The 22,437-nt window shown below is 61.6% G+C and carries 24 protein-coding genes, 2 tRNA genes and 1 pseudogene; 9 read left to right on the top strand and 18 right to left on the bottom strand.

The window, feature by feature from the left end; all coding sequences use genetic code 11:
- Positions 1 to 51 precede the first annotated feature (51 nt).
- Positions 52 to 1,809, bottom strand: coding sequence for an arginine--tRNA ligase (gene argS / locus AC1DZP_RS17035; RefSeq protein ID WP_477303931.1), 1,758 nt, complete (start codon positions 1,807 to 1,809; stop codon positions 52 to 54).
- 63 nt (positions 1,810 to 1,872) lie between these two features.
- Positions 1,873 to 3,087, bottom strand: a complete 1,215-nt coding sequence (locus AC1DZP_RS17040) for a deoxyguanosinetriphosphate triphosphohydrolase (RefSeq protein ID WP_457150640.1) — start codon at positions 3,085 to 3,087, stop codon at positions 1,873 to 1,875.
- 86 nt (positions 3,088 to 3,173) lie between these two features.
- Here AC1DZP_RS17040 and erpA point away from each other — a divergent pair, with 86 nt between their 5' ends.
- From erpA to AC1DZP_RS17060, 4 genes are all read left to right on the top strand, one after another.
- A complete protein-coding gene (erpA, locus tag AC1DZP_RS17045) occupies positions 3,174 to 3,521 on the top strand; it encodes an iron-sulfur cluster insertion protein ErpA (RefSeq protein WP_477303933.1) in 348 nt (115 codons plus the stop codon).
- A gap of 2 nt (positions 3,522 to 3,523) precedes the next feature.
- Positions 3,524 to 3,919 carry a VOC family protein gene (locus AC1DZP_RS17050; protein ID WP_477303934.1) on the top strand — a complete coding sequence of 132 codons (396 nt, stop codon included), beginning with the start codon at positions 3,524 to 3,526 and terminating at the stop codon, positions 3,917 to 3,919.
- Between the two features lie 17 nt (positions 3,920 to 3,936).
- Complete coding sequence (gene xth / locus AC1DZP_RS17055; protein ID WP_477303936.1) at positions 3,937 to 4,731, top strand: exodeoxyribonuclease III; 795 nt, start codon at positions 3,937 to 3,939, stop codon at positions 4,729 to 4,731.
- Between the two features lie 90 nt (positions 4,732 to 4,821).
- Entirely contained in the window at positions 4,822 to 5,139 is a 318-nt protein-coding gene (locus AC1DZP_RS17060; RefSeq protein WP_477303938.1) for a hypothetical protein, read from the top strand.
- 43 nt (positions 5,140 to 5,182) lie between these two features.
- Here the strand turns inward: AC1DZP_RS17060 and AC1DZP_RS17065 are convergent, their stop codons facing one another.
- The 4 genes from AC1DZP_RS17065 to AC1DZP_RS17080 form a co-directional block, all read right to left on the bottom strand.
- The gene (locus AC1DZP_RS17065; RefSeq protein ID WP_095087686.1) at positions 5,183 to 6,022 is read right to left on the bottom strand and encodes a tetratricopeptide repeat protein; all 840 of its coding nucleotides are present in this window, start codon (positions 6,020 to 6,022) and stop codon (positions 5,183 to 5,185) included.
- A complete protein-coding gene (gene ilvD, locus AC1DZP_RS17070; protein WP_477303940.1) occupies positions 6,009 to 7,733 on the bottom strand; it encodes a dihydroxy-acid dehydratase in 1,725 nt (574 codons plus the stop codon). Before ilvD ends, AC1DZP_RS17065 begins: the two co-directional genes overlap by 14 nt.
- Before the next feature lie 268 nt (positions 7,734 to 8,001).
- Positions 8,002 to 9,279 carry an OmpP1/FadL family transporter gene (locus AC1DZP_RS17075; protein ID WP_477303942.1) on the bottom strand — a complete coding sequence of 426 codons (1,278 nt, stop codon included), beginning with the start codon at positions 9,277 to 9,279 and terminating at the stop codon, positions 8,002 to 8,004.
- Positions 9,280 to 9,636: 357 nt separating this feature from the next.
- On the bottom strand, positions 9,637 to 12,420 hold the full coding sequence (locus AC1DZP_RS17080; RefSeq protein ID WP_477303944.1) for a valine--tRNA ligase: 2,784 nt from the start codon (positions 12,418 to 12,420) through the stop codon (positions 9,637 to 9,639).
- Between the two features lie 303 nt (positions 12,421 to 12,723).
- On the opposite strand from AC1DZP_RS17080, the gene AC1DZP_RS17085 reads away from it, so the two are divergent.
- Complete coding sequence (locus AC1DZP_RS17085; RefSeq protein ID WP_477303946.1) at positions 12,724 to 13,413, top strand: bleomycin resistance protein; 690 nt, start codon at positions 12,724 to 12,726, stop codon at positions 13,411 to 13,413.
- Between the two features lie 2 nt (positions 13,414 to 13,415).
- Here the strand turns inward: AC1DZP_RS17085 and AC1DZP_RS17090 are convergent, their stop codons facing one another.
- The 5 genes from AC1DZP_RS17090 to AC1DZP_RS17110 all read right to left on the bottom strand — a co-directional run bounded on the left by AC1DZP_RS17090 (position 13,416) and on the right by AC1DZP_RS17110 (position 17,609).
- A complete protein-coding gene (locus AC1DZP_RS17090; RefSeq protein WP_477303948.1) occupies positions 13,416 to 14,267 on the bottom strand; it encodes a PopZ family protein in 852 nt (283 codons plus the stop codon).
- Between the two features lie 217 nt (positions 14,268 to 14,484).
- Positions 14,485 to 15,876 (bottom strand): TolC family outer membrane protein, encoded by a 1,392-nt coding sequence (locus AC1DZP_RS17095; RefSeq protein WP_457153486.1) that lies wholly within the window; start codon positions 15,874 to 15,876, stop codon positions 14,485 to 14,487.
- A gap of 180 nt (positions 15,877 to 16,056) precedes the next feature.
- Positions 16,057 to 16,725, bottom strand: a complete 669-nt coding sequence (locus tag AC1DZP_RS17100) for a protein-L-isoaspartate O-methyltransferase family protein (RefSeq protein WP_477303950.1) — start codon at positions 16,723 to 16,725, stop codon at positions 16,057 to 16,059.
- Between the two features lie 90 nt (positions 16,726 to 16,815).
- Positions 16,816 to 16,889 (bottom strand) — tRNA-Cys (locus AC1DZP_RS17105).
- 462 nt (positions 16,890 to 17,351) lie between these two features.
- Positions 17,352 to 17,609, bottom strand: a complete 258-nt coding sequence (locus AC1DZP_RS17110) for a hypothetical protein (protein WP_477303952.1) — start codon at positions 17,607 to 17,609, stop codon at positions 17,352 to 17,354.
- A gap of 224 nt (positions 17,610 to 17,833) precedes the next feature.
- On the opposite strand from AC1DZP_RS17110, the gene AC1DZP_RS17115 reads away from it, so the two are divergent.
- From AC1DZP_RS17115 to AC1DZP_RS17125, 3 genes are all read left to right on the top strand, one after another.
- A tRNA-Asn gene (locus AC1DZP_RS17115) sits at positions 17,834 to 17,908 on the top strand.
- A gap of 81 nt (positions 17,909 to 17,989) precedes the next feature.
- On the top strand, positions 17,990 to 18,898 hold the full coding sequence (locus AC1DZP_RS17120) for a DUF4238 domain-containing protein (protein WP_477303954.1): 909 nt from the start codon (positions 17,990 to 17,992) through the stop codon (positions 18,896 to 18,898).
- Between the two features lie 200 nt (positions 18,899 to 19,098).
- A complete protein-coding gene (locus AC1DZP_RS17125; protein ID WP_477303956.1) occupies positions 19,099 to 19,317 on the top strand; it encodes a hypothetical protein in 219 nt (72 codons plus the stop codon).
- Between the two features lie 65 nt (positions 19,318 to 19,382).
- On the opposite strand, the gene AC1DZP_RS17130 is transcribed toward AC1DZP_RS17125, so the two are convergent.
- Genes AC1DZP_RS17130 through AC1DZP_RS17145 form a run of 4 tightly spaced genes read right to left on the bottom strand, consistent with a single transcriptional unit; the run spans position 19,383 to position 20,888 of the window.
- Positions 19,383 to 19,592: a hypothetical protein gene (locus tag AC1DZP_RS17130; protein ID WP_477303958.1), complete on the bottom strand. Its 210-nt coding sequence runs from the start codon at positions 19,590 to 19,592 to the stop codon at positions 19,383 to 19,385.
- On the bottom strand, positions 19,589 to 19,852 hold the full coding sequence (locus AC1DZP_RS17135) for a hypothetical protein (RefSeq protein WP_477303960.1): 264 nt from the start codon (positions 19,850 to 19,852) through the stop codon (positions 19,589 to 19,591). Before AC1DZP_RS17135 ends, AC1DZP_RS17130 begins: the two co-directional genes overlap by 4 nt.
- The gene (locus tag AC1DZP_RS17140) at positions 19,849 to 20,124 is read right to left on the bottom strand and encodes a hypothetical protein (RefSeq protein ID WP_477303962.1); all 276 of its coding nucleotides are present in this window, start codon (positions 20,122 to 20,124) and stop codon (positions 19,849 to 19,851) included. The genes AC1DZP_RS17135 and AC1DZP_RS17140 overlap by 4 nt, the downstream gene beginning before the upstream one ends.
- Complete coding sequence (locus tag AC1DZP_RS17145) at positions 20,121 to 20,888, bottom strand: hypothetical protein (RefSeq protein ID WP_477303964.1); 768 nt, start codon at positions 20,886 to 20,888, stop codon at positions 20,121 to 20,123. Before AC1DZP_RS17145 ends, AC1DZP_RS17140 begins: the two co-directional genes overlap by 4 nt.
- A gap of 90 nt (positions 20,889 to 20,978) precedes the next feature.
- Here AC1DZP_RS17145 and AC1DZP_RS17150 point away from each other — a divergent pair.
- A pseudogene (locus tag AC1DZP_RS17150) lies at positions 20,979 to 21,206 on the top strand (helix-turn-helix domain-containing protein); the annotation flags it as partial.
- 17 nt (positions 21,207 to 21,223) lie between these two features.
- On the opposite strand, the gene AC1DZP_RS17155 reads toward AC1DZP_RS17150, so the two are convergent.
- The 3 genes from AC1DZP_RS17155 to AC1DZP_RS17165 all read right to left on the bottom strand — a co-directional run bounded on the left by AC1DZP_RS17155 (position 21,224) and on the right by AC1DZP_RS17165 (position 22,413).
- Positions 21,224 to 21,499, bottom strand: a complete 276-nt coding sequence (locus AC1DZP_RS17155) for a hypothetical protein (RefSeq protein ID WP_477303966.1) — start codon at positions 21,497 to 21,499, stop codon at positions 21,224 to 21,226.
- A gap of 175 nt (positions 21,500 to 21,674) precedes the next feature.
- Complete coding sequence (locus tag AC1DZP_RS17160) at positions 21,675 to 22,097, bottom strand: hypothetical protein (protein ID WP_477303968.1); 423 nt, start codon at positions 22,095 to 22,097, stop codon at positions 21,675 to 21,677.
- A gap of 31 nt (positions 22,098 to 22,128) precedes the next feature.
- On the bottom strand, positions 22,129 to 22,413 hold the full coding sequence (locus AC1DZP_RS17165) for a hypothetical protein (protein WP_477303970.1): 285 nt from the start codon (positions 22,411 to 22,413) through the stop codon (positions 22,129 to 22,131).
- Positions 22,414 to 22,437 lie beyond the last annotated feature (24 nt).

A 22,437-nucleotide genomic window follows, 5' to 3' on the forward strand; every position in this document is an offset into this window, starting at 1 on the left:
GGCCCTTACCAGCGCAATGTGGGCAAAAGGTGACAGGTTTTTTAGTCAAACCTAACGCATTTCGGTGGGCGCGGCGGCTCCGATCAACGTCAGGCCGGACGTCAGAACGTCCGAGACAGCCTGCACCAGCCCTAGTCTGGCATGCGTCAATTGTCGGTCGTTAACCTTAACAAAACGTAAGTCTGGATTTTCTGTGCCACGGTTCCAGTGTCCGTGGAAACTAGAAGCCAGATCATAAAGGTAAAATGCCAGCCTGTGGGGCTCCAGCGCAAGTGCCGCCGACTCGATCAAGCGCGGATATTCTGCGAGCTTGCGGATCAGGCCGATCTCGCCCTCGTCGGTCAGCATAGTTACGGCGGACGCCAGGCTGTTGCGATCGAAATTGGCCTCGCCCAGTTGCTCGCTCGCCTGCCGGAACACCGAATGGCAGCGCGCCGAGGCGTACTGCACATAGAACACTGGATTGTCCTTGGACTGCTCGGTCACCTTGGCGAAGTCGAAATCGAGCGGCGCGTCACTTTTGCGAAACAGCATCATAAAGCGCACCGCGTCGCGACCGACCTCTTCAATGACTTCCCGCGCGGTGATGAAATTTCCAGCCCTTTTGCCCATTCGGACCGGCTCGCCGTCGCGAAACAGCTTGACCAGATTGCAAAGCAGAACCGTGAGCTTCACCTCGTCGCCGGCAATCGCCCGCGCCAAGGCCTCCAGCCGCTTGACGTAACCGCCATGGTCGGCGCCAAGTACGTAGATCAGGTCGACGAAGCCGCGATCGACCTTGTCCTTGAGATAGGCGACGTCGCCGGCAAAATAGGTGAACGAGCCGTCGGACTTGACCAGCGCCCGGTCCATGTCGTCGCCGACGGCGGTCGAACGGAACAGCGTTTGCTCGCGATCCTCCCAATCGTCGGGCTTCTCGCCCTTGGGCGGCGGCAGCTTGCCCTTGTAGATATGACCCTTCAGCGTCAGGTCGTTGATCGCCAAGCGGATCTTCTTGGCGTTGTCGGCATGCAGCGTGCGTTCCGAGAAGAACACGTCGTGATGCACGTTGAGCAGCGCCAGATCCTCGCGGATCATCGCCATCATCGCGTCGATGGCGCGGTCCTTGACGATGGCCAGCGCCTCCTCATCCGGCATCTCCAGCAACGAGCGGCCAAACTCCTTGGCCAGCGCCTGCCCCACAGGAACCAGGTAATCGCCGGGGTAAAGCCCCGCTGGAATCTCGCCGATATCTTCGCCAAGCGCCTCGCGGTAGCGCAGCACAACCGAACGGCCGAGCACGTCGATCTGTCCGCCCGCATCGTTGATGACGTATTCCTTGGTCACGTCGTAGCCGGCGAAGGCCATCAGGTTGGCGAGCGCGTCGCCAACCACCGCGCCCCGGCAATGGCCGACATGCATCGGGCCTGTCGGATTGGCGGAGACATATTCGACATTGGTTTTCCTGCCACCACCAACCGTCGAGCGGCCATAGTTGCGGCCTTCGCCAAGCAGCGCGGTCAGATGCGCCTGCCAGAAACCGTCCCGGAGCCTGAGATTGACGAAGCCGGGGCCCGCGACCTCGGCGGCGGCAACATCCTTGTCCCCACGCAGGGCCTGCGCCAGTCTTTCGGCCAGCGCGCGCGGATTCTGGCCGGTCGGCTTGGCCAGCACCATCGCCGCATTGGTCGCCAGGTCGCCATGGCTGGCGTCGCGCGGCGGCTCGACGGCAATGCGCGACAGGTCCGGCGAAACGCCATCATTGTCTTTTAGATCAAGCGCTTCGACGGCTTTTATGATTCGCGCGGTGAAATCGGCGAAGATGTTCATTTGGACTGGCTCTGGCGGCTTTGTGGCGAATCCGGCTCGTTGGCCGGCAAAATCGAGCCCGCCCTAGCTCAAATCCGGGGTTCGGTCAAACAAACGCCGATGTTCCTTGAGCGCGTAGGTGTCGGTCATGCCGGCCAGGAAGTCGGCCACGCTGCGCGCCTTGATGCGATCGTCGGCCCGATCGAGCCCCTCTCGCCAGCCGTCCGGCATGGCGCGAGGGTCGGCGAAATAGACGTCGAACAGGTCCCTGACGATCTGCTCGGCATCGGCGCGCACCCGCATCACCTCCGCGTGCCGATAGAGGTGCTTGTAGAGAAAGGCCTTCAGTTCTTTCTCGAACGCAGCCATTTCGGTCGAAAAAGTCACCATCGTCTCCCCGGCTGCCCTCACCGCGTCCGCGCTCTGCGGCTTGATCCGGTCCAGATTGGCAGTGGTCGAAACAATGACATCCTCGACCATGGCGGTGATCTGGCGCCGCATCAGCTCGTGGCCGGTGCGCACGTCATCGAGCGCCGGATAGCGGGCGCGCACGCCCTTGAGGATCGTTCCCGGCAGCGAGACCGTCTCCAGCATGTCCAGCGTCAGCACCCCTGCCCGCAAACCATCGTCGATGTCATGCGTGTTGTAGGCGATGTCGTCGGCGATCGCCGCGCATTGCGCCTCGATGCCGGCAAACCGGTCCAGCTCGAGATCGTGCAGCTCCGAATAATCGCGGATCGCCTGCGGCACCGGCCCTTTCAGGCCCTGGCCATTGCCATCGGTCAGCGGTCCATTGTGCTTGACCAGGCCTTCCAGCGTTTCCCAGGTCAGGTTGAGCCCGTCGAATTCGGCGTAGCGCGCCTCCAGCCTCGTCACGATGCGCAGCGATTGCGCATTGTGGTCGAACCCGCCCCAGGCCACCATCTTCTCGTTCAGCGCGTCCTCGCCGGTGTGGCCGAACGGCGTGTGGCCGAAATCATGCACCAGCGCCACGGCTTCGGCGAGATCCTCGTCGCCACGCAACGCCCGCGCCAGCGCCCGCGCGATCTGCGCCACTTCGATCGAATGGGTCAGACGTGTGCGATAGTGGTCGCCTTCATGCGCGATGAAGACCTGCGTCTTGTGTTTCAGCCGCCGGAACGCCGTCGAATGGATGATGCGGTCGCGATCGCGCTGGAACGGCGTGCGGGTCGGGCTTTCGACCTCATCGAAAAGCCGCCCGCGCGACTTTGCCGGATCGCAGGCATAGGCGGCGCGTGGCCGATAGCCGAATCCGATGTCGCCCAACTCGTTGGTCATGATCGATGCCGCAATTGATTGGTCTAGTTGACTTGGCCGCTCGCGCTTCATACCTATCATGTGAAACCGAAAGCAAGGTGACGCCCATGGGCGCGGATGCCAAGACTGCCATGAAAGTCGACATGACCGAGGCCGCCGCCAGGCGGATCGCCAAGATTGTCTCTGGCGAAGCTGGCAAGACGGCGCTGCGCGTTTCGGTCGAAGGCGGTGGTTGTTCCGGCTTTTCCTACAAGTTCGGCCTGGTCGACACGCGCAACGACGACGACGTCGCCATCGAGAAGGACGGCGCCACGGTGCTGATCGATGATCTGTCGCTGGTCTATATGGGCGGCTCGGTGATAGACTTCGTTGACGACCTGATGGGCCAGTCGTTCCAGATTCGGAACCCGAACGCTGTCGCCTCCTGCGGCTGCGGCACGAGCTTTTCCATATAGAAATGTCCGCGATCGGTGCGGTCCGCCAGATCGCGCTGTCGGCCGGACGCGACCTCGACGTAACGCTGGCGTTCTGGCGCGATGTGCTCGGTATGGCCGTGCATGCGCGCTTCGATCCGCCGGGCATTGCCTTCATCATGGCCGGCGATGTGCGCTTGCTGTTCACCGACGGCGTACCGGCGGGAACCGTCTATCTCGACATGTCGGGCCTCGACCATTTCCATGCCGAGGCAAAAGCCGCGGGCGTCCCCTTCACCGCGCCGCCGACGCTCGTCCATAACGACACCGAAGGTCAGTTCGGTCCGGCGGGGGAAAGCGAATGGATGGCCTTTCTAAAGGACCCGGCAGGCAATACGATCGGCCTGGTCGAACGCCATCCGCCGCAAGAACCCCACTGAACAGCATCGAGACCGTCATGAAAATCGTCACCTGGAACATCAACGGCGTGCGCGCCCGCATCGGCAACCTGACCCACTGGCTGACCGAGAGCGCGCCCGACATCGTCTGCCTGCAGGAGATCAAGACGCTCGACGACCAGTTCCCGCGCGCCGAGATCGAGGCGCTTGGCTACAATGTCGAGACCCACGGCCAGAAGGGCTTCAACGGTGTCGCCATCCTGTCGAAACTGCGCTTCGACGAGGTCAATCGTGGTCTGCCCGGCGACGATGCCGACGAGCAGGCGCGTTTCATCGAAGGCGTTTTCTCGACCGACAAGGGCGCGTTGCGCATCGCCTCGCTCTATCTGCCGAACGGCAATCCGATCGATGACGATAAGAAGTTCCCCTACAAACTATCCTGGATGGAACGCCTGGAGCGCTGGGCACAGGAGCGGCTGAAGCTGGAAGAGGCCCTGGTTCTGGCCGGCGACTACAACGTCATTCCCGAGCCGATCGACGCCAGGTTTCCGGAGAACTGGCTGGGCGATGCGCTGTTCCAGCCGCAGACGCGGCAGGCTTTCCGCCGGTTGCTCAATCTTGGTTTCACCGAGGCGGTCCGCGCGGTCACCGACAGGCCCGACACCTACACGTTCTGGGACTATCAGGCCGGCGCCTGGCAGAAGAACAACGGCATCCGCATCGACCATCTGCTGCTGTCGCCGGAAGCCGCCAACCGCTTTTCCGCGGCCTCGATCGAAAAGCATGTGCGCGCCTGGGAAAAGCCGTCCGACCACGTGCCGGTGGCGATCGACCTCGCGCTGCAGCCGGCCTGACGGAGAACCCCTGTCCAACAGGCCCTGACGCCGGGCACGCAGGCGTTTGACCTCATATGGCCACATTCCAGCGCATGATGGGGGATCATCATGGCGGCCGGGGTTCCCATGACCATTCAAATTGTTCTTTGTCCGATCGGCTTGGCATTCGCCATGGCCGCGGTCGTGCCGGCTTTCGCCGCCCCCGAATGTCTTGCCAATGGAAAATCGTATCCGGTTGGTCAGGTCGCCTGCCTGACGGTCGCCGACCAGAGCCATCTGGCCCGCTGCGACATGGTGCTCAACAACACGTCGTGGACCAAGGTCGGAGACAGCTGTCCTGAAAACACGATGGCGCCGCATCTCCATGTGACGCCGATCTCAACGCCGGCCCCCAGCATGGTGCCGACGGAACCGACCGAGAACTGATCAAAATCGAGCACGTCTGGTAAGGCCAGCGCAGGCCGCGAGACTACTGGTCCGCGCTGCCGCCCTTGGTGAGGATGTCATCGGCCAGCGAGATCGCGGTGCGGCGGTCGGCTTCGCCGGCGGTGGCAAATGCCTCTTCCTGCATGCCGCGGATCCACGGCTGGTCGGCCGGCGAAGCGCGTTCGAGCGCGGCCGTCATCATTGCCAGGCCGCGAACGATCTTGCCGCTCTGGAACAACAAATGGCCGAGCGTCGCCTGGGCGCCGGCATGGCCCTTCTCGGCGGCAAGCTGGAACCAGCGCCCGGCCTGCTTGACGCTGGCCTTCACCCCGCCCTCGCCCTTCAGGAACATCTGACCCATCTCGAACTGTGCGTTCGGATTGCGGTAGTTGGCGGCGGCGCGCATGTAATATTCCTGGGCCGCCACCTCGTTCTCGGTGACCGGGCTGCCGGGAATGCCCTTGCGCAGATAATCGCCAAGCGCCACGAGCGCGTCCGAGACATAGCTTTCCTCGGGCGAGCCGGGCTCGACATCCTGGTCGACGATCTCCGAGAAGAACTTGAACGCCTCGTAGTCGTCACGAGCGACGCCGTCGCCCTCGGCATACATGCGGGCAAGCTTCCAGGTGGCGCCGATCTGGCCGTTCTCGGCGGCGTATTTATAGGCCTCGGCGGCCTGTTCCTTGTGGCCGTTCTTGTAGGCGGAAAAGCCGAACTGGAACACCGCCCATGGGCTGGATTGCGGCTTCACGCCGGTCTTGTCGTCGAACACCTTGTCGTCAAAGGCCATGGCCTGGCCCACGGCGCCAAAGGTCGCGCCAAAAGTGGCGAACACGACCAGTGCCGAAAAGACAGACGACCTCAACAACTCAGATGTCCGCATAACAATGTGTTTCTTTCGCACCGCCCGGATGGGTGACCGCGCCATCGCGCGCCGGCCCTACCGTCTGTGCATATTTCCATATCGCGCCCGACTGATAGTCGGTCGTGCGCGCCTTCCAGGTCTTTGCCCTCGCCGCCAGTTCGCTATCGGACAACGCCACGTCTATCGTGCCGTTCACCGCGTCGATCGAAATCACGTCACCATCCTTGAGCAGCCCGATCGGGCCGCCCACCGCTGCCTCGGGCCCGACATGGCCGATGCAGAAACCGCGCGTCGCGCCCGAAAAGCGCCCGTCGGTGATCAGCGCCACCTTGCCGCCCATGCCCTGGCCGTAGAGGGCTGCCGTCGTCGACAGCATCTCGCGCATGCCTGGGCCGCCGCGCGGCCCCTCGTAACGGATGACGAGCACCTCGCCTTCCCTGTAATTTCGCTGCGTCACCGCTTCGAAACATTCCTCTTCCGAATCGAAGCAGCGCGCCGGGCCGGAGAACTTCAGCTCCGACATGCCTGCAACCTTCACGATCGCGCCTTCGGGGGCGAGGTTTCCCTTCAACCCCACGACACCGCCGGTTTGGGTAATAGGTGTGTTGGCCGGGCGGACCACATCCTGATGTTCATTCCAGGCAACGTGCTCCATATTTTCGGCCAAAGTGCGGCCGGTCACCGTCAGGCAGTCGCCATGCAAATAGCCGTGGTCGAGCAACGTCTTCATCAGGAGCGGAATGCCGCCGGCCTCGAACATGTCCTTGGCGACGTATTTGCCGCCGGGCTTGAGGTCGGCGATGTAGGGCGTCTTCTCGAAGATTTTCGCCACGTCGAACAGGTCGAACTTGATGCCGGCCTCGTGGGCGATCGCCGGCAGGTGAAGTGCTGCGTTGGTCGAGCCGCCGGTGGCCGAAACTACGGTCGCCGCATTTTCCAGCGCCTTCAGCGTGACGATGTCGCGCGGCCGGATGTTCTTGGCGATCAGTTCCATGATCTTTTCGCCAGAGGCGAAGTTGAAACGGTCGCGCATCTCGTAAGGCGCCGGCGCGCCGCAGGAATAGGGCAGCGCCAGGCCGATCGCCTCGGCGACGGTGGCCATGGTGTTGGCGGTGAACTGGGCGCCGCAGGAGCCGGCCGACGGGCAGGCCGCCTGCTCGATTTCGAGCAGCTCGGTGTCACTGATCGTGCCGACCGAGTGCTGGCCAACCGCCTCGAACACGTCCTGCACGGTGATCTGGCGGCCGCGATAGCTGCCGGGCAGGATCGAGCCGCCATAGATGAAGATCGACGGCACGTTGAGACGCACCATGGCCATCATCATGCCGGGCAGCGACTTGTCGCAGCCGGCCAGCCCAACCAGCGCATCGTAGCAGTGGCCGCGCATGGTGAGTTCGACTGAATCGGCGATGACCTCGCGCGACACCAGCGACGACTTCATACCCTGGTGGCCCATGGCGATGCCGTCGGTGACGGTGATGGTGCAGAATTCCCGCGGCGTGCCGTTGGCGGCCGCGACGCCCTTCTTGACCACTTGCGCCTGGCGCATCAGCGAAATGTTGCAGGGCGCTGCCTCGTTCCAGCAGGACGCGACGCCGACCAGCGGCTGCGCAATCTCGGCCGCCGACAATCCCATCGCATAGAGATAGGAACGGTGCGGTGCACGCGCCGGACCGACGGTCACATGGCGGCTGGGGAGCTTGGCCTTGGAAATAACTTTGGCGTCCATACTCTTCCTTGCCGCGGGCGGTGCGGCCTGCCCCATCGCCGAGCCTTTTGGCGCGTGTCCCGAGACAAGATCGAGGTGCGCCGGGTTTATGGCGGGAAATGGGCAATTTCCTTGGCCTGAGTCTTAGCGCAGGGGTTGTTCAGAAAGTGTTGCCAAAACGTCACAATCGCACGATGCAACGCAGCTTGGATGCCGGGGCCCAAACGGCGCCGGCCCAAACAAAAAAAACCGGGCAATGCCCGGCCTTTTTTCTTTTCACTTCAGATGGTTACCACTTGACCTTCAAGGAAGTGGAGATCGCCGAAACAAGATCATTGCCAAAGTCTGCGGTGTATTCGGTACCGTAGGTAACGCCGTCACTGCCGACGACCGAATGGATCGATCCGCTGGTAAGCACGCCCAGCGCGCCACCGAGACGAATTTCGATGTTCTGGGTCGGCGTATAGGCCACGCCGCCGCTCACCGTCCAGGTGTCGGTCTGCGCGCTCAGGCCGGTGGTCGTACCACGATCCCAGGTGAGAACCGCCGCCCCACTCCACTGATCGTTGAATTTGTGGCCGATGCCACCGGAAACCGTCCAACCATCGCGGTAGAGCAAATCAAGCGAGGTGGCGCGCACCGGGCTGGTCGTCGTGCAGGCAATGAGCCCCTGGGTCGAGGTCGGGCAGAACGGGATGCTCTGCAGATCGCTCCAATTCACCCACTTGATGGATCCAAAAGCCAACCAGCCGGGAGCGATGCCTGACTGAAGCTTGAGTTCAACAGAGTCCGGAACCTGCGAGGAACCATAGACGTCAGTGACGTTGCCGAGAAGCGGATTTGCGGGATTGATAAGCCCAGGCACCTGTGTCAAATCAAGCGTTCCACTCAAATTGTCGAGCTTGACCGACGAATTGTAGACCAGGCTGGCGCGCAAGGCGATGTCCGGGATCTCATAGGCGACACCGGCACGCCATCCCCATCCATCTCCTTGGAGATCAAGGCGGCCAATGCCTGTGCCGAGAAAGGCGGGAATGGGAGCAACCAACTGTTCCTTGAAACCCGAAACGTCCTCATGGAACACGCCGCCGATGAAGCGAAACTGACCTTTGCTGAGGTCCATTTTGTAAGAACAGGTCGCGCTGAAGGCTTTGCTCTCTACCTTCGTCTCGACATTGCTTTGTGCACCCGCCCAGTTCGCACCAGGATTGCTGAATGCACCGATCGGCTGGGAGTAGTCGCCCAGGCAATCGACCGGTCCCATGCCGATCTTGATGCCGCCGTAGGGCACCCAATAGCTTTCGGTATCGCGCGCCGTGCTGGATTTGCCCAGCGCATTGAGATTGCCGTCAGATGGATCCGTATCCGTTGCATTCTTCAGGTCTCGTTGCGGCATCACATAGGTGCCGGAAAGCTCGCCTGTGACCTGCGCCGGATCGAACAGCAAGTCGATGTCGTAGCCGCCGCGCTCCAAGCCGCCAGCATGCGCCGAGTTCAACGCCGTCCCGATCAAAGCCAGCGAAAAGCACCCCGCCCCCAGCAGTGCTTTATGTCGCAAAATAGTCATGAATGTCCTCCCCGAATTCGAGTGCGGCAAGCTAGAACCAATTCGGGTTAACGGTGCAATAACGAATTCCTGGGGCGTACATGTACATGTTCGCCAAGCGCATTTTCGACACAAAACAAGCCACTGCGGTTAGGCCAAAAAACCGCCTCCGGAGTGTGTGCCGCCCTCAAAACGCGAGAAAAATCCGCCCAAAAGGCTCAAAAATATATGTTTTTGGGGATTCAGGGCCCCATTGTTACATTATGGCAACAATGGGGCCAAAACTTTCCGTTTACGTCAACATTAACGCAGCGGAATGCCTATTTTCGAGGCAAGAAGGTCTGATTTCGAAGCCGCCGAGGCGCCACGAATCTGCCCTCAACCAGCGTCGCGAACCCTCGTCAACGCCACCGAAAGCTTGTCCTGCGCGTCGCGGTACTCGGTGAGCTTTTCACGCTCGGCATCGACGATCTCGGCCGGCGCACTGGCGACGAATCGTTCGTTCGACAGCTTCTTGTGCAGGCGCGCGATTTCCTCGGTCACCTTGGCCAGTTCCTTCTGCAGCCGTGCCGCTTCGGCGGCGAGATCGATCAGGCTGCCAAGCGGCAGGCAGATCGTCGCCTCGTTGAGCACGATCTGCGCCGAGCCTTTTGGGGCGACATCGGCCAGCGAGATGTCGCCGACCCGTGCCAGCCGCTTGATCGCCGAGTCCTCGCGAACGAGCCGTTCGCGGGTCACCTCGTTGGCGCCGACCACGACCAGCGGCGCGATCGCCGCCGGCGGCACGTTCATCTCCGAGCGCACCGAGCGGATGCCCGAGACGAGATCGACCAGCCAGTTGATGTCGGCGGCAGCGTCGGCGTCCTCGAAGTCCGGCGACGGCCACGCCGCATGGCACAGCAGCGAGGCGCGTTCCTTGCCTTCGCCAGCGGTCTGCGCCCACAGTTCCTCGGTCATGAACGGCATCATCGGATGCAAGAGCTTGTAGATCTCGTCGAGCACGAAGGCGACGCAGGCGCGGCTTTCGGCCTTGGCCGCCTCATCCGTGCCCATGAACACCGGCTTCAGGAGTTCCAGGTACCAGTCGCAGAACAGGTTCCAGACGAACCGGTAGGCCGACCCAGCCGCCTCGTTGAAGCGGTATGAGGTGATGCCGTCCGTGATCTCACGCGCCGCCCGTGTCAGTTCGGTGAGGATCCAGCGGTTGACCGCAAGCTTGGCATCGTTCAGCCAGAAATCGTCGTTGCGCGCGACTTCGTTCATCTCGGCAAAGCGCGTCGCGTTCCACAGCTTGGTGCCGAAATTGCGATAGCCGGCGATGCGCGCCGGATCGAGCTTCACGTCACGGCCTTGCGCCGCCATCACCGTCAAAGTGAAACGCAAAGCATCGGCGCCATATTCGTCGATGAGGTCGAGCGGATCGATGACGTTGCCTTTCGACTTCGACATCTTCTGCCCGTTCTTGTCGCGCACCAGCGCATGGACGTAGACGGTGTGGAACGGCTCCTCGTCCATGAAATGCAGGCCCATCATCATCATGCGGGCGACCCAGAAGAAAATGATGTCGAAGCCGGTGACCAGCACGTCGGTCTGGTAGTAGGTCTTCAACTCGGGCGTCTCGTCCGGCCAGCCCAACGTCGAGAACGGCCACAGCGCCGACGAGAACCAGGTGTCGAGCACGTCCTCGTCGCGGATCAGGATCTCGCCCGGCTTGAAGTTCTCGAGCTTGTCTTCGACCCAAGCCTTCCATGGTCCTTCCAGCGCCAGATAATATTCGATCGCCGCACTCAGCGCCTCTTCCTCGGTCTTCTCGACGAAGACGCGCCCGTCCGGCCCATACCAAGCCGGAATCTGGTGACCCCACCACAGCTGGCGCGAGATGCACCAGGGCTGGATGTTTTCCATCCAGTCGAAATAGGTCTTTTCCCAGTTCTTCGGCACGAAATTGGTACGCCCTTCGCGCACCGAGGCGATCGCCGGTTTGGCCAGTTCCGCCGCGTTGGCATACCACTGCTCGGTCAGGAACGGCTCGATCGGCACGCCGCCGCGGTCGCCATGCGGCACAGCATGGCGATGCGGTTCGACCTTTTCCAGGAAGCCGCCTTCTTCCATCAGCTCGACGACTTTCTTGCGCGCGACGAAGCGATCGAGGCCGTTGAGTTCATCCCAGACTGCCTGCCGCTCCGGCGTCACCTCGAGACCGGCGAGGAAATCCTCATTGTCCTTGAGGCTTATCGCCGCCGCGACGGTGAGGATGTTGATCGCCGGCAGCTTGTGGCGCTTGCCAACCTCGAAATCGTTGAAGTCATGTGCGGGCGTGATCTTGACCGCACCAGAACCTTTCTCCGGATCGGAGTACTCATCAGCCACCACCGGGATCTTGCGGCCTACGATCGGCAGGACGATGTTCTTGCCGACCAGATGCCGGAAACGCTCGTCGTCGGGGTGCACGGCAACGGCGGTGTCGCCCAGCATCGTCTCGGGGCGCGTCGTCGCCACGGTGATGAAGGTTTTCGGATTTTCCGGATCGAAGACCTCGCCCTCGATGGGATAGCGGAAGTGCCACAGATTGCCGTTGACCTCGTGCTGCTCGACCTCGAGATCGGAGATCGCGGTGAGCAGCTTGGGATCCCAATTCACAAGGCGCTTGTCCTTGTAGATCAGCCCTTCCTTGTAGAGCGTGACGAACACTTCCAGCACAGCCTTGGACAGGCCCTCGTCCATGGTGAAGCGTTCGCGCGACCAGTCGGCCGAGGCGCCGAGCCGCTTCAGCTGGTTGAAGATCGCCCCACCCGATTCGTCCTTCCACTCCCAGACTTTTTCGATGAACTGCTCGCGCGTCAGGTCGCGGCGGTGGATCTGCTTTTCCATCAGCTGGCGCTCGACCACCATCTGCGTGGCGATGCCGGCATGGTCCATGCCCGGCTGCCACAGCACGTTCTTGCCGCGCATGCGCTCGAAGCGCACCAATATGTCCTGCAGCGTGTTGTTGAGCGCGTGGCCCATATGCAGCGAGCCGGTCACGTTCGGCGGCGGGATGACGATGGTGAAGGCTTCCGCCCCCTCCTCGGCCCCGGCGCCGGCGCGGAACGCGTCGGCGTCTTCCCAGACTTTGGCGATCTTCGGCTCGACGGTTTTTGCGTCGTAGGTCTTTTCAAGCATGGGAAAATGGTCCGCGCTGTCGGGAGTTTGCTGGTCCGGTGTAAATCGGAAGGTTTTGGCCAAGTCAACCGCAGGGGCTGCCTCGGAACCTCAACGTCAAATAGATACGGCCTGGATCAGGTCAAGGAGACCCACTTCCATCGATCAGATTGGCAGGGGCCAGTTCCTCGGAGAAGGCCGTAGCGCTTGCGCCTTGACCGGCAGGTGCCGCCGCAATACGCTACCAAGCCTGCTGTAGGGCGCATCGGCTTCCGGCCGGAGGGGCATTGCCCGCCTACGCCACCTCAACCCCGCAGTGCGCCCATGCCGACCCTCGAACACCACAAGAAACAGGCCAAGCTCTATCTCAAATGGCATCGCGAGCGGTACTATCCCGTCGCCGCTGTGATTGGATGGCTCTTGCCGCGTTTTCGCGATCTCAGCGACAGCCAGATCCTCGATCACGGCTTCAAGCTTGCCGATGCCCAGGAACTCGTCGCCAGGAAGTCAGGTTTCGAGAGCTGGCAGGCGCTGAAGGAAGGCCTTCAAACCGTGACCGATCGTGCAGCACCAGACGCCGCAAAACCGCATCTCGCCTTTGCCGAACCACAGCTCTTTGTCTGCGACATTGCAGCGGCCTGTGATTTCTACCGGCAAAAGCTCGGCTTCGAAACACGCTTCACCTATGGCGAGCCACCCTTCTACGCCCAGATTGTCCGCGATGGCGCAAGGCTCAACCTGCGCCATGTCGACAAGCCGCCATTGGCCGCCAATTCGGCCGATGACCTGCTGGCGGCGACGATCATACTCGACAACATCAAGGCGCTGTTCCTGGAGTTTCAGGCAGCCGAGGCTCCGTTCCACCAGACATTGCGAACCGAACCGTGGGGCGCCCGCACGTTCATCGTCAGGGATCCCGACGACAACCTCATTTGCTTCGCGACCAGCGCGGGGCTGACCTCGTCGACAAAAACGCCGCCTCACGGGCGGCGTTTCGAGGGTGATGGCACTTGAGACTACTGCGCCCCGCGCGCCACGCGCTCGATCTCCTCGCGCACCAGCCGCTCGACCAGTGTCGGCAGATTGTTGTCCAGCCAATCCTGCAGCATCGGCCGCAGCATCTCTTCGGCCATCTCGTCGAATGTCTTCTTGCTGCGGCTGGCAAACGCATCGGAAAGCTCGCCAAAGGCGGCGGCAACCTGCCGGCCCGTGTGCTCGGAAACGATGGCCGGACGCGGCGCGTCGCTGGCCACAGCCGGTCGCACGGCGCTTGCGCCTGGATGAGACGGCTCGGGGGCTGCTTCGGCAGTCGGTTCGTCCCTCGGAGCCTCCACTGGCGGCTGGACAACCGGCTTAAGGGCCTCGCCTCTGTCCGGCACAGCTTTGGCGTGATCGCCGACGGCGGCGATCTCGCGCCGCCAATCGGCAACGGGGGCGTCGGCGACAGGGCGCACTGCCAGCGAGTCGGCAATAAGACGCGCTTCCGGCGCGTCGGCCATGAGCGGCGGGGTCGGCTCGGCGGCGACCCGGGCGCTGACTTCTGCAAGTGTCATCGATGGCTTTACCGGGGTTGGCTCCGGGCGCAACGGCGTTTCCATCCGCGCGATCACCGGCTCGGCCGCCGGCAATTGTGCCTGGACTTCCGCCAGCGTCACCGGCTTCTTGATCTCTGGGGCCTGCAGGTCGGCTCGGAATGCCTCTACGTCGGCAACTGCACCGGCGCTCGCCGCCGGCTCCAAGTCCTGGCGCAGCTCGTCGGTGTCGCCCGGCTGCTTGCGGCCGCCGTCGCTGTCCTCGATGATCCTCCTGATGGAAGCCAGTATCTCTTCCATGGAAGGTTCGCGCTGTGCGCTGCTTGCCGTCGCCATCGTCACATCCGCCGCCCTTGTGACCCGTTGCAGATTTCCGCTCCGGCAAAGCCGGATCGAATCATGACGCCAGCGTAACCGACGGATCGCCGCACGAGAATCCCCAATCTGGGGACTTGTGGGATTTCAACAGATTAGACCAGATACCGAACCAACGGGGAGTGGAGCCAAAGAGCTGGCTCAGGCAGGAGGGACCGAAAAGTCCGAGTCGAACCTCTCAGCGGCCGTCCGGCGTACGCAGGCCGAACCATTTGTCCTTGACCGCGTTGTAGTGCTCTTCAGGTCTGTACTTCGTCACCTGCAAGCCAAGGCGGTCGACGGACAGGCGGCCGGTCGCCTGCAGGATGGCATAGCTCGCCACCACCACATCATGTTCAAAGCCAGCCTGGTTGATCTCCGCGGTGATGACCGTCGCCTGTGCGTTGAGGACATCGAGCGTGGTGCGCTGGCCGACATTGCGTTCTTCGATGACGCCGCTCAGTGCTAGCTTCGCGGCCTCGATCACTTGCTTGTTGGCCGTGAGCTGTTGCTGCGCGGCAGTGTACTCGGTCCAGGCGGCGGTGACGGCCTGGCGCACCTGGTCGCGACTGACGTCGACCTCGATGCGGGCCTGGCTGAGCGATTCCTTGTCCTGGCGCACAATCGCCGATTTACGGCCACCGGAATAGATCGGGATGCTCAGCGTGGCCCCGATGTTGGCCGAATTGGTAGTGCCGTCCTGCGACGCGAAGACGCCCGGTACAGTATTGCGATAATCGCTCGAAACACCCGCGCTTGCAGTCAGCTGCGGCAGCAGCGCGCCTTCGGCCGACTTCACCGAAAACGCGGCCGCGTCGACCAGATGCTGGGTGGCAAGGATGGCCGGGTGCTCGTTCGCGGCCACCTCGACGGCAACTGCGAGGCTCGACGGCAACAGTTTTGCCACCGGGGAAGCGGCTTTGAGCTTGCCCGGTTCGTCGCCGACGATCTGGCGATAGCTTGCGGCACTGGACAAGGCTTGCGCGCGGGCGGCGCTCAACGATGCCACGGCGGCGGCCCGCGAAGCGTCGGCCTGCGCGACGTCGGTACGCGTGCCTTCACCAACCTCAAAACGCGAACGCGCCGCGCGCGCCGTCTCGGTCAGGAATTGCAGGTTCTGCTCGGTCAACACGGCGATCTGGCGGTCGCGAATCACGTTCATATACGCCTGCGCCGCGCTGAACAGGGTGTTCTCTTCGGTGTTGCGCAGGGTTTCGACAGAAGCGCGGACCTGCGCTTCGGCGGCGGCGACATTGTTCCTGGTCTGAAAACCGTCGAACAGCGTCTGATTGATCTGGACGCCAAAATTGCCGGTGGTCAGCCGCACGCTTGAGTTCGTGCCGTTGAGATGGCTGCTTGAGTAGTCGATGTCCGCCGACCCGTTGATGGTCGGGCGCCATCCCGACTTGGCGATGGCGACGCTCTCGTCGGTGACGCGGACGCCGGCCCGGGCCGAATTAAGCGAAGAATTGTACTGATAGGCCTTTGCCAGCGCGCCGAGGATGGATTCCGCCGAGGCCGAGAATGGAGAAAGCGCGGTCGCGGAAACGAGGACGGCGGCGAAAAGACTCTTGCGTATAGGCAGGACCATGTATCCCTCATTCGTTGTCCATGGGAACCACGCCACGCCGGCTTCTCCTTCTTGAGCAGCCGGCGCCGCGTGTTCAATGTTCCCTGCTGCTCAGCCCCAAAGTGCCCCCAGTTTTGCGGATCAGCAACGATTTCAAACACAAGCGACCATGACAACGCCTATCCTGCAAGGCAAAATCATTCAGAATTCGAAGGCGCGAATACGTTCGAATCCCGGTAGTGGCTTAATTGCCGCATTAAATGCGCGTCTTCCGGTTACAACCCCCCCCGCTTTAAAAAAAAGCCGGGCCACGCCGGAATTGCCCTGGCCTTCGACAGCAACGAGTCGGCCGCCTTCGGCAAGCTGGTCGAGCAGCGGTGCCGGCACGTCCGCGACGCTGCCGCCGATGAAGATGACGTCATAGGGCGCCTTGGCCGCATGTCCTTGCGGCAACGCCCCGTGGACAACGGTCACATTACCGCAGCCGAGCGATGAAAGCGTCGATCTAGCGGTCTCAGCCAGCGCCGAATCGCTTTCGAGCGCCACAACGGACTTCGCCAGCCGAGACAGCACGGCCGAGGCATAGCCGGTGCCGCAGCCGACATCGAGCGCCGAATCGGCCGGGCTGATCTCGGCCAGTTGCATGAGCTTGGCCAGCGGCGAGGCTTCCATGAGATAGCGCGCGCCGTCCGCGCCGGCGGCAATGCGGATGTCCTCGTCGATATAGGCGAGATCGCGCTGTTCGGCCCCGACAAAGATTTCTCTTGGCACGACAAGCATCGCTTCGAGCAAAGGCGCGCTGGTCACATCGGTGGTGCGGACCTGGCCGTCGACCATCTTGACGCGAAGCTCGGAGAAATCAGCGCTCATGTTCCAACCAATCCGCTTGCCGCGCCAGAACCGCGGTTCATTACGATCGGAACTTCAGGCCCCAGCGCTGCTGCGCGGGGGCCCGGGCATTGGAGGCCTCGCCCGGAATCGAACCGGGGTGCAAGGATTTGCAGTCCTCTGCGTAACCACTCCGCCACGAGGCCTCATTGCTCCCGGCGTTCCACCCGGTTCCAATAGGTTGCGGCGAAAATGCCGTCAAGCGGCCACCCGTGCATTCCGAACGGTTTCCTCTCGCCGGTTTGGGCAGCGTCCCGTCAAATCACAGGCCCGGGCCTGACGACGATACGTTAGCTGCTTGTTAAGCATGGCTCGACGCCGGAAGAAACTCATTCAGCAGCCCATACGTTGAACATGGCGGGAGACATGCCATGCGTCGGACAACGGCAGCAAAAGGCAAGGCAGACGACATGAATGCGGCGTCCGGCCTGTCGCTGCCGCAGTGCGAAGAGCTTTTGCGCTAAGCCATTGACCGCCTGTGCATCGGGAGCGCGAGCAGCCTGTTGCCGCGTGACCGGGCAAAGCTCGCCTCGGCGGCTGCGATTCTCAAGCAGATCCGCGAAGCGCTGGAGGAGCACGCCGGGCGCTGAGACCGGGCGCTGTCGGCCTCAATCCGGCCGGCGGCGCCGTTCCCACCAGACAACGAAGCGGCGCCGGTGGCGGCGGACCATGGCGAATTCATAGGACAGCACCAGCAATCCAAGCGGCACCATCCAGAAGCCGAGGATCGGCAGGAAACCCAGAATGCCGCCGATGGTCAGCACGATGCCCATGGTGATTCTGAGCCCGCGCGAGCGCGGCATTTTGAACTCACGCCCGAAAACCGAGATTTTCCGCGTCGGCATCTGGTTGTCTTGTGCTGTCATCGTCTCGAAAGATTAACCCTTTTGACCGTTCAGGAGCACCGTTGAATCTAAGCCGCAACCGCGCTTTCGGTTCCATATCCCCAGCAAGACGGCTAATATGAGGGCATCCGCGAACGATTGCGAGAAACGCCTGAGCGAAAAAGCCTCGGAAAAATGCGAAATGCTTCTTTGCAAAGCGGAAAAGGGTTTGCTATAGGCTGCGCCACTCACATGAGAGCCTCTGTTCCCCGGTAGCTCAGTGGTAGAGCAACCGGCTGTTAACCGGTTGGTCGCTGGTTCGAATCCGGCCCGGGGAGCCAAACTTTTCAAAGACTTAAGCATTTTGAACGACACTACTCCGATAGGCCCACTTGCCTCCGGGCAACACCAGGGGCAACAAGATGGCGGCGCTCGATAATCGGACGCACAATGCGCCACGAAAGCACCACTACCTGCCAATTTTCTATTTGAAGCGCTGTGCTGGGTCGGATGGCCGCCTTTGCGAGTTCAGCCGACCGTTTAAGGAAATTGTCCCTCGACGCACGCACCCCGCTGGAACAGGCTACGCGATCGATCTGTATTCGATGCAAGGCTTTCCGCCGGAGATGGCTCAACAGATCGAAGAGAAATTCTTTGGCGTCACCGATTCTCTCGCAGCAGACGCATTAAAGCGGCTAGAGACGAATGGGCCTGGCGGGCCTTGGAAATCTGAGATGCGGTCAGCCTGGTCCCGCTTCCTGATCTCGCTCATGTTGCGGATGCCACCAGATATGATGGCGCTGCGAACGCGCTGGAAAAACGTCATTATGGCCACAGACCCAGAGGAAGAGGCCGAGTACGCTAAGATCGCTAAGGTTGGCGATCATCCTGCGACTTTCAGCGAATACATGGCTCAAGTGCCGCTCGAAACGATCGAGAAGTATCTTTTCGAGGTCTTCGTTCCGCTCATGGACAACGAAAGAATCGGTGAAGCGATAAACCGAATGGTTTGGTCCGTCGTGCGTACTGATGCAGCCACCCATGAACTCCTGACGTCGGACAGACCAATTGTTAGAACGGGGCTTCGCCACGAATTCGCGCACATAATTTTGCGGATGGGACCCCGCATATTGTTTATCGCGGCGAACAATACGAACACGGTGCAACAGTTCAAAAAGCTTTCTGCCTCGGCTCTCGTCCGCAACACGAACCGCCTTATCGTGGAACAAGCCAATTCTTTAGTTATTGGGCGCGACGACAAGCAAATCCAATTCGTCAGGAATCGCTTTGGCGCGGATGCGGTGCAGCCTCTGATCAAGCTGACGACATAGGCTTGCCATCTGTGCGGCGGCTTGCGTTCGCCTTCCATCCTGCGAATATGCCACTTCGGACCTTGGGAGGGATCATGGGCTGGCCGAACACGTCGATCGCAGTGTCGTTGCCGGATCTCGGATTGTATCGATCGTGTCGATACCCTTGACGGGGCCAAGGCCTGCTACTGATCAAAAACCGCCTTTGTAGGATCTGATCCATGAAAGATGAAATGCGGAAAAATCACATCGCTTGGATGAGAAAAGAGCTTGTGAGTGTGACGAAGTCGATCGAGCGACTGGAGAGCGGACAAGGGCGCTATTACTCGATGCGCGACGGAAAGATTGATAGCGACCTGACCGCCAGTCTCCTTTCAGATCACAGACGTACAAAGGCTGAGTTGGAAGGCTTGCTCAAGGAATACGACGGAGCCGCCTAAGCCCGCAGACTACGGCAAAGCCCGCCACTGAGGCAGCGGGCTTGATTGTTTCGTGTGCGGAATGATTAGAGGCCAAGGCCTCCCGATATGAAGCCGGGACCATCATAGTCGCCAGCGTCAAGCTCCCGCTCGTCGCTCGCTTCCCGCTCGTCATCGCCTTCGCGATCGTCGCCGCCGTCGATCTCGTCGAGCAGCCCGAGCAGGTTCTCGATCGTGGTTTCCAGGCGAAGGCGTAGGGTCGGCGTCATGCCGATGAATACGGTTTGGCGATTCATGACCGCACCGCCTTCCTGCCGCCTAAGGCGTCGCCTTCCTCGCTGTTCAACTGCTCCCGGACCGGCTGGAGAAGATCTAGCGCGTAGATCAGAACGTAGCCGATCGACGCCATCTCCTTCTCTGAAACGTTGGACTGGTCGGCTTCAAAGGCGTTGATCGCGAGCCGTGCGACGCGGAGCATGTCCATCGCATGGTCCATCACGTCGACCGCCAACATGCCGGGATATTGCGGGTTGATGATTCTCCTGGCCGCGGTCATTCTGCACCGCCTTTCCCGTCACCGGGCCAACCCTCTTTTTCGAACTCGTCCCGCCTCGGGTGCGTCAACCGAAAAAGGTCGCATCGGAGGGCTTCAGCCGCCGCGATGTTCTCTCCCGCCAGCCATGCAAGCCGCTGGACGACGCTGCCTTCGGCGTTGCTCATTGTCTCAGCAACCATCGCCAGAGCGACGACCAGATCCTTGGCCACCGCCAGCGGCTTTTCCATGTTGCCGACGGCGTCGAAGCTGTCGTTACGTGCGGGCGCGTTCATGCATCACCGCCTTCCGAGGCCTTGACCGCGTCTTCCAAGGCCTCGACGGGCAGGAACGACCAGAGCAGCGCGTCGATGTCTTCGGACTGCAGGTCACCATATTTGCCGGTCGCGAACTCCAGCAGGAAAGCGGCCTTGACCCGGTGCTCTTCCATGGTGGTGCAGCGGAAAGCGCAGACGGCGTTCAGCGCGTCCCGCTCGGCGTCTGACGCTTCGTTGCGCTCCTCGATTGCCTGCTCTAGCCCGGCAGCGAGGCGCCTGGCGCGCTCTTCCTTCACGAGGCGCTTCAATGTCCGCAGATCGGTCTGCTCGGCTTTACGAAGCGCGGCGGTCGACTGCTTCGCCAGATCAGGGGCAATCTTGCCGAGCGAGCCAAGCTTCTGCTCCTGCTCGCGGTAGCGGCGCTTGATGTCGTCGCGCAGATCGGCCTCGACTCTTTTCAGTTCGGAAAAGCGAAGGCTGCGCGACTGCCCGCCACCGATGGACAGCGGAACATAGAGTTCGGCGGTCTTCGGCAAATAGGCGTCTTCGAGTTCAGTAGCGCGGTCGATCGCTGCGATGAAGCGAGCATACTGCGCATGCTTCGCCTCGATGAGCGCCAGCAACTCGTCGGACACGGACGGGGCGTTGGCGGGCTTCGCCTTTGCCGGCGAGGAGAGAACGGTGATCGCAGAGACGAGCCCCGCGCTGGTTACGGCAAGGGCGGTCCGGCGGTTGAGCGTGGGCATGCCTTCAGCGGCTGCCCGAACAGGTGTGTTCGGCATTGGTGTTCTCCAATTGCGATAATGTTGCACTAATGGTATAAGGCTGCATCTATCGTGTAGTCAACACTTTTAATGCAAGGTTTAATCAAAATGGCAGTTTCGCCAGCACAGTGTCGGGCGGCCCGTGCACTTGTCGGATGGTCGCAGGATCAGCTGGCGACTGCCTCGAAAGTCGCGAAAACGACCATCGCGAATTTCGAAGCCGGCAAGCGGACGCCATACGACCGCACGTTGCTCGACCTGCAGACCGCTCTGGAGGCGGCTGGGGTCGAATTTATTCCACGAAACGGCGGTGGCGCTGGGGTGAGGTTGAGCAAGCCATGAGACTGATCAAATCACTGATCCGTCTTGCGCAGGAATGGGTGCTGCTTCAGGTCGAGAAGGCCCGCCGACGTTGAATCGTCAAGCACGCCCTTGCGGTGGCGAAGCTTGCGCGCGATGCTCACCGCCATGAGGGGCATCGTATTCGCTGCAGCAGTGCTGCTCGCCAGCATGGTTCCGGCCAATGCCGACGCTGTGGCATCGGCGGGCCTCCTTTGCCGCGTGATCGACGGCGCTGGCGATCTCGTTCCCTGCAAGTTCTCAGCGCGCCATCGCACGGTGTCGGCCACGATCGACGTCCAAGACAAGGATCTTCGGACGGTTTGCTTCAGTATGATCATGAGCCTGCAACAGCATAGCATCACTTTTCCAGGGCCGCAGTGGACGCTATTAATCCGCACGCCGCGCAGCGCTGGGAAAGTTCGCGTCTACTGTCCACTGCCGCAGCGCTAGGACAGGTGGAGATTAACAGTGCAACTGATTGCTTTGCTTACCGCCGTTGTGGCGCTGGCCGGATGCCAGTCGGCCCCAAGCGTCCAGAGAACTGGCGGCGGGGGATTTGTGCTTATGGTAGCCGTGAATGCATCGGGCAGCGTCGCCTACCAAGTCAGAGAGCGCGGCTTTCCCAGTCAAAAAGATTGCGAACGTCGAATGCACGAAGTCGAGAACAGCCAGGACATCGTGCTTCGGTGCGTCTCTGCCAACGAAGCGCTCTAGCGCCGCTTCGGGCTTCGGCGTGATCTCCTCGACCCGCACCTTGTCGCCGATCTCCTTCGCCATCGCTAGCGCTTTGGCCTTGTCCTTCGTGGTCAGCACGGTCCGCCAGTGCGGCTTCTCGAAGACGCTGACCACGTACGTTGTTACAGGCTTATCAGGTTTATCAGGCATAGCTAAAATATAGCCTTCCTGACGCCCTCGTCTATCGTTCGAAAGTCGGTTTCCAGTCGCGGTTGCGTTTCGCGTTGATCCCTTCGTAATCAGGAACCACAGTGAAGAACACCGGCCGGCGGTCGCGGCCCGCAGCCTTGCAATCCGTGCAGGCGAAGCGGCCAACCAGGTCCCAATGCATCGAACCGTGGTCCGGCCCGAGCTTGTCTATCAGCGCCTGGATGTCGAGCTTTGTCGACCTGCAGCACATCGGGTGCTCGCAATTGACGTACATCGTTTCGCGAGCGGCCAGGGTATCGGCGAGGGTCTTGGACATGGCGATCTCCGTTGAAGGGGTTCG

The sequence above is a fragment of the Mesorhizobium sp. P2_F8 genome (assembly GCF_056403655.1).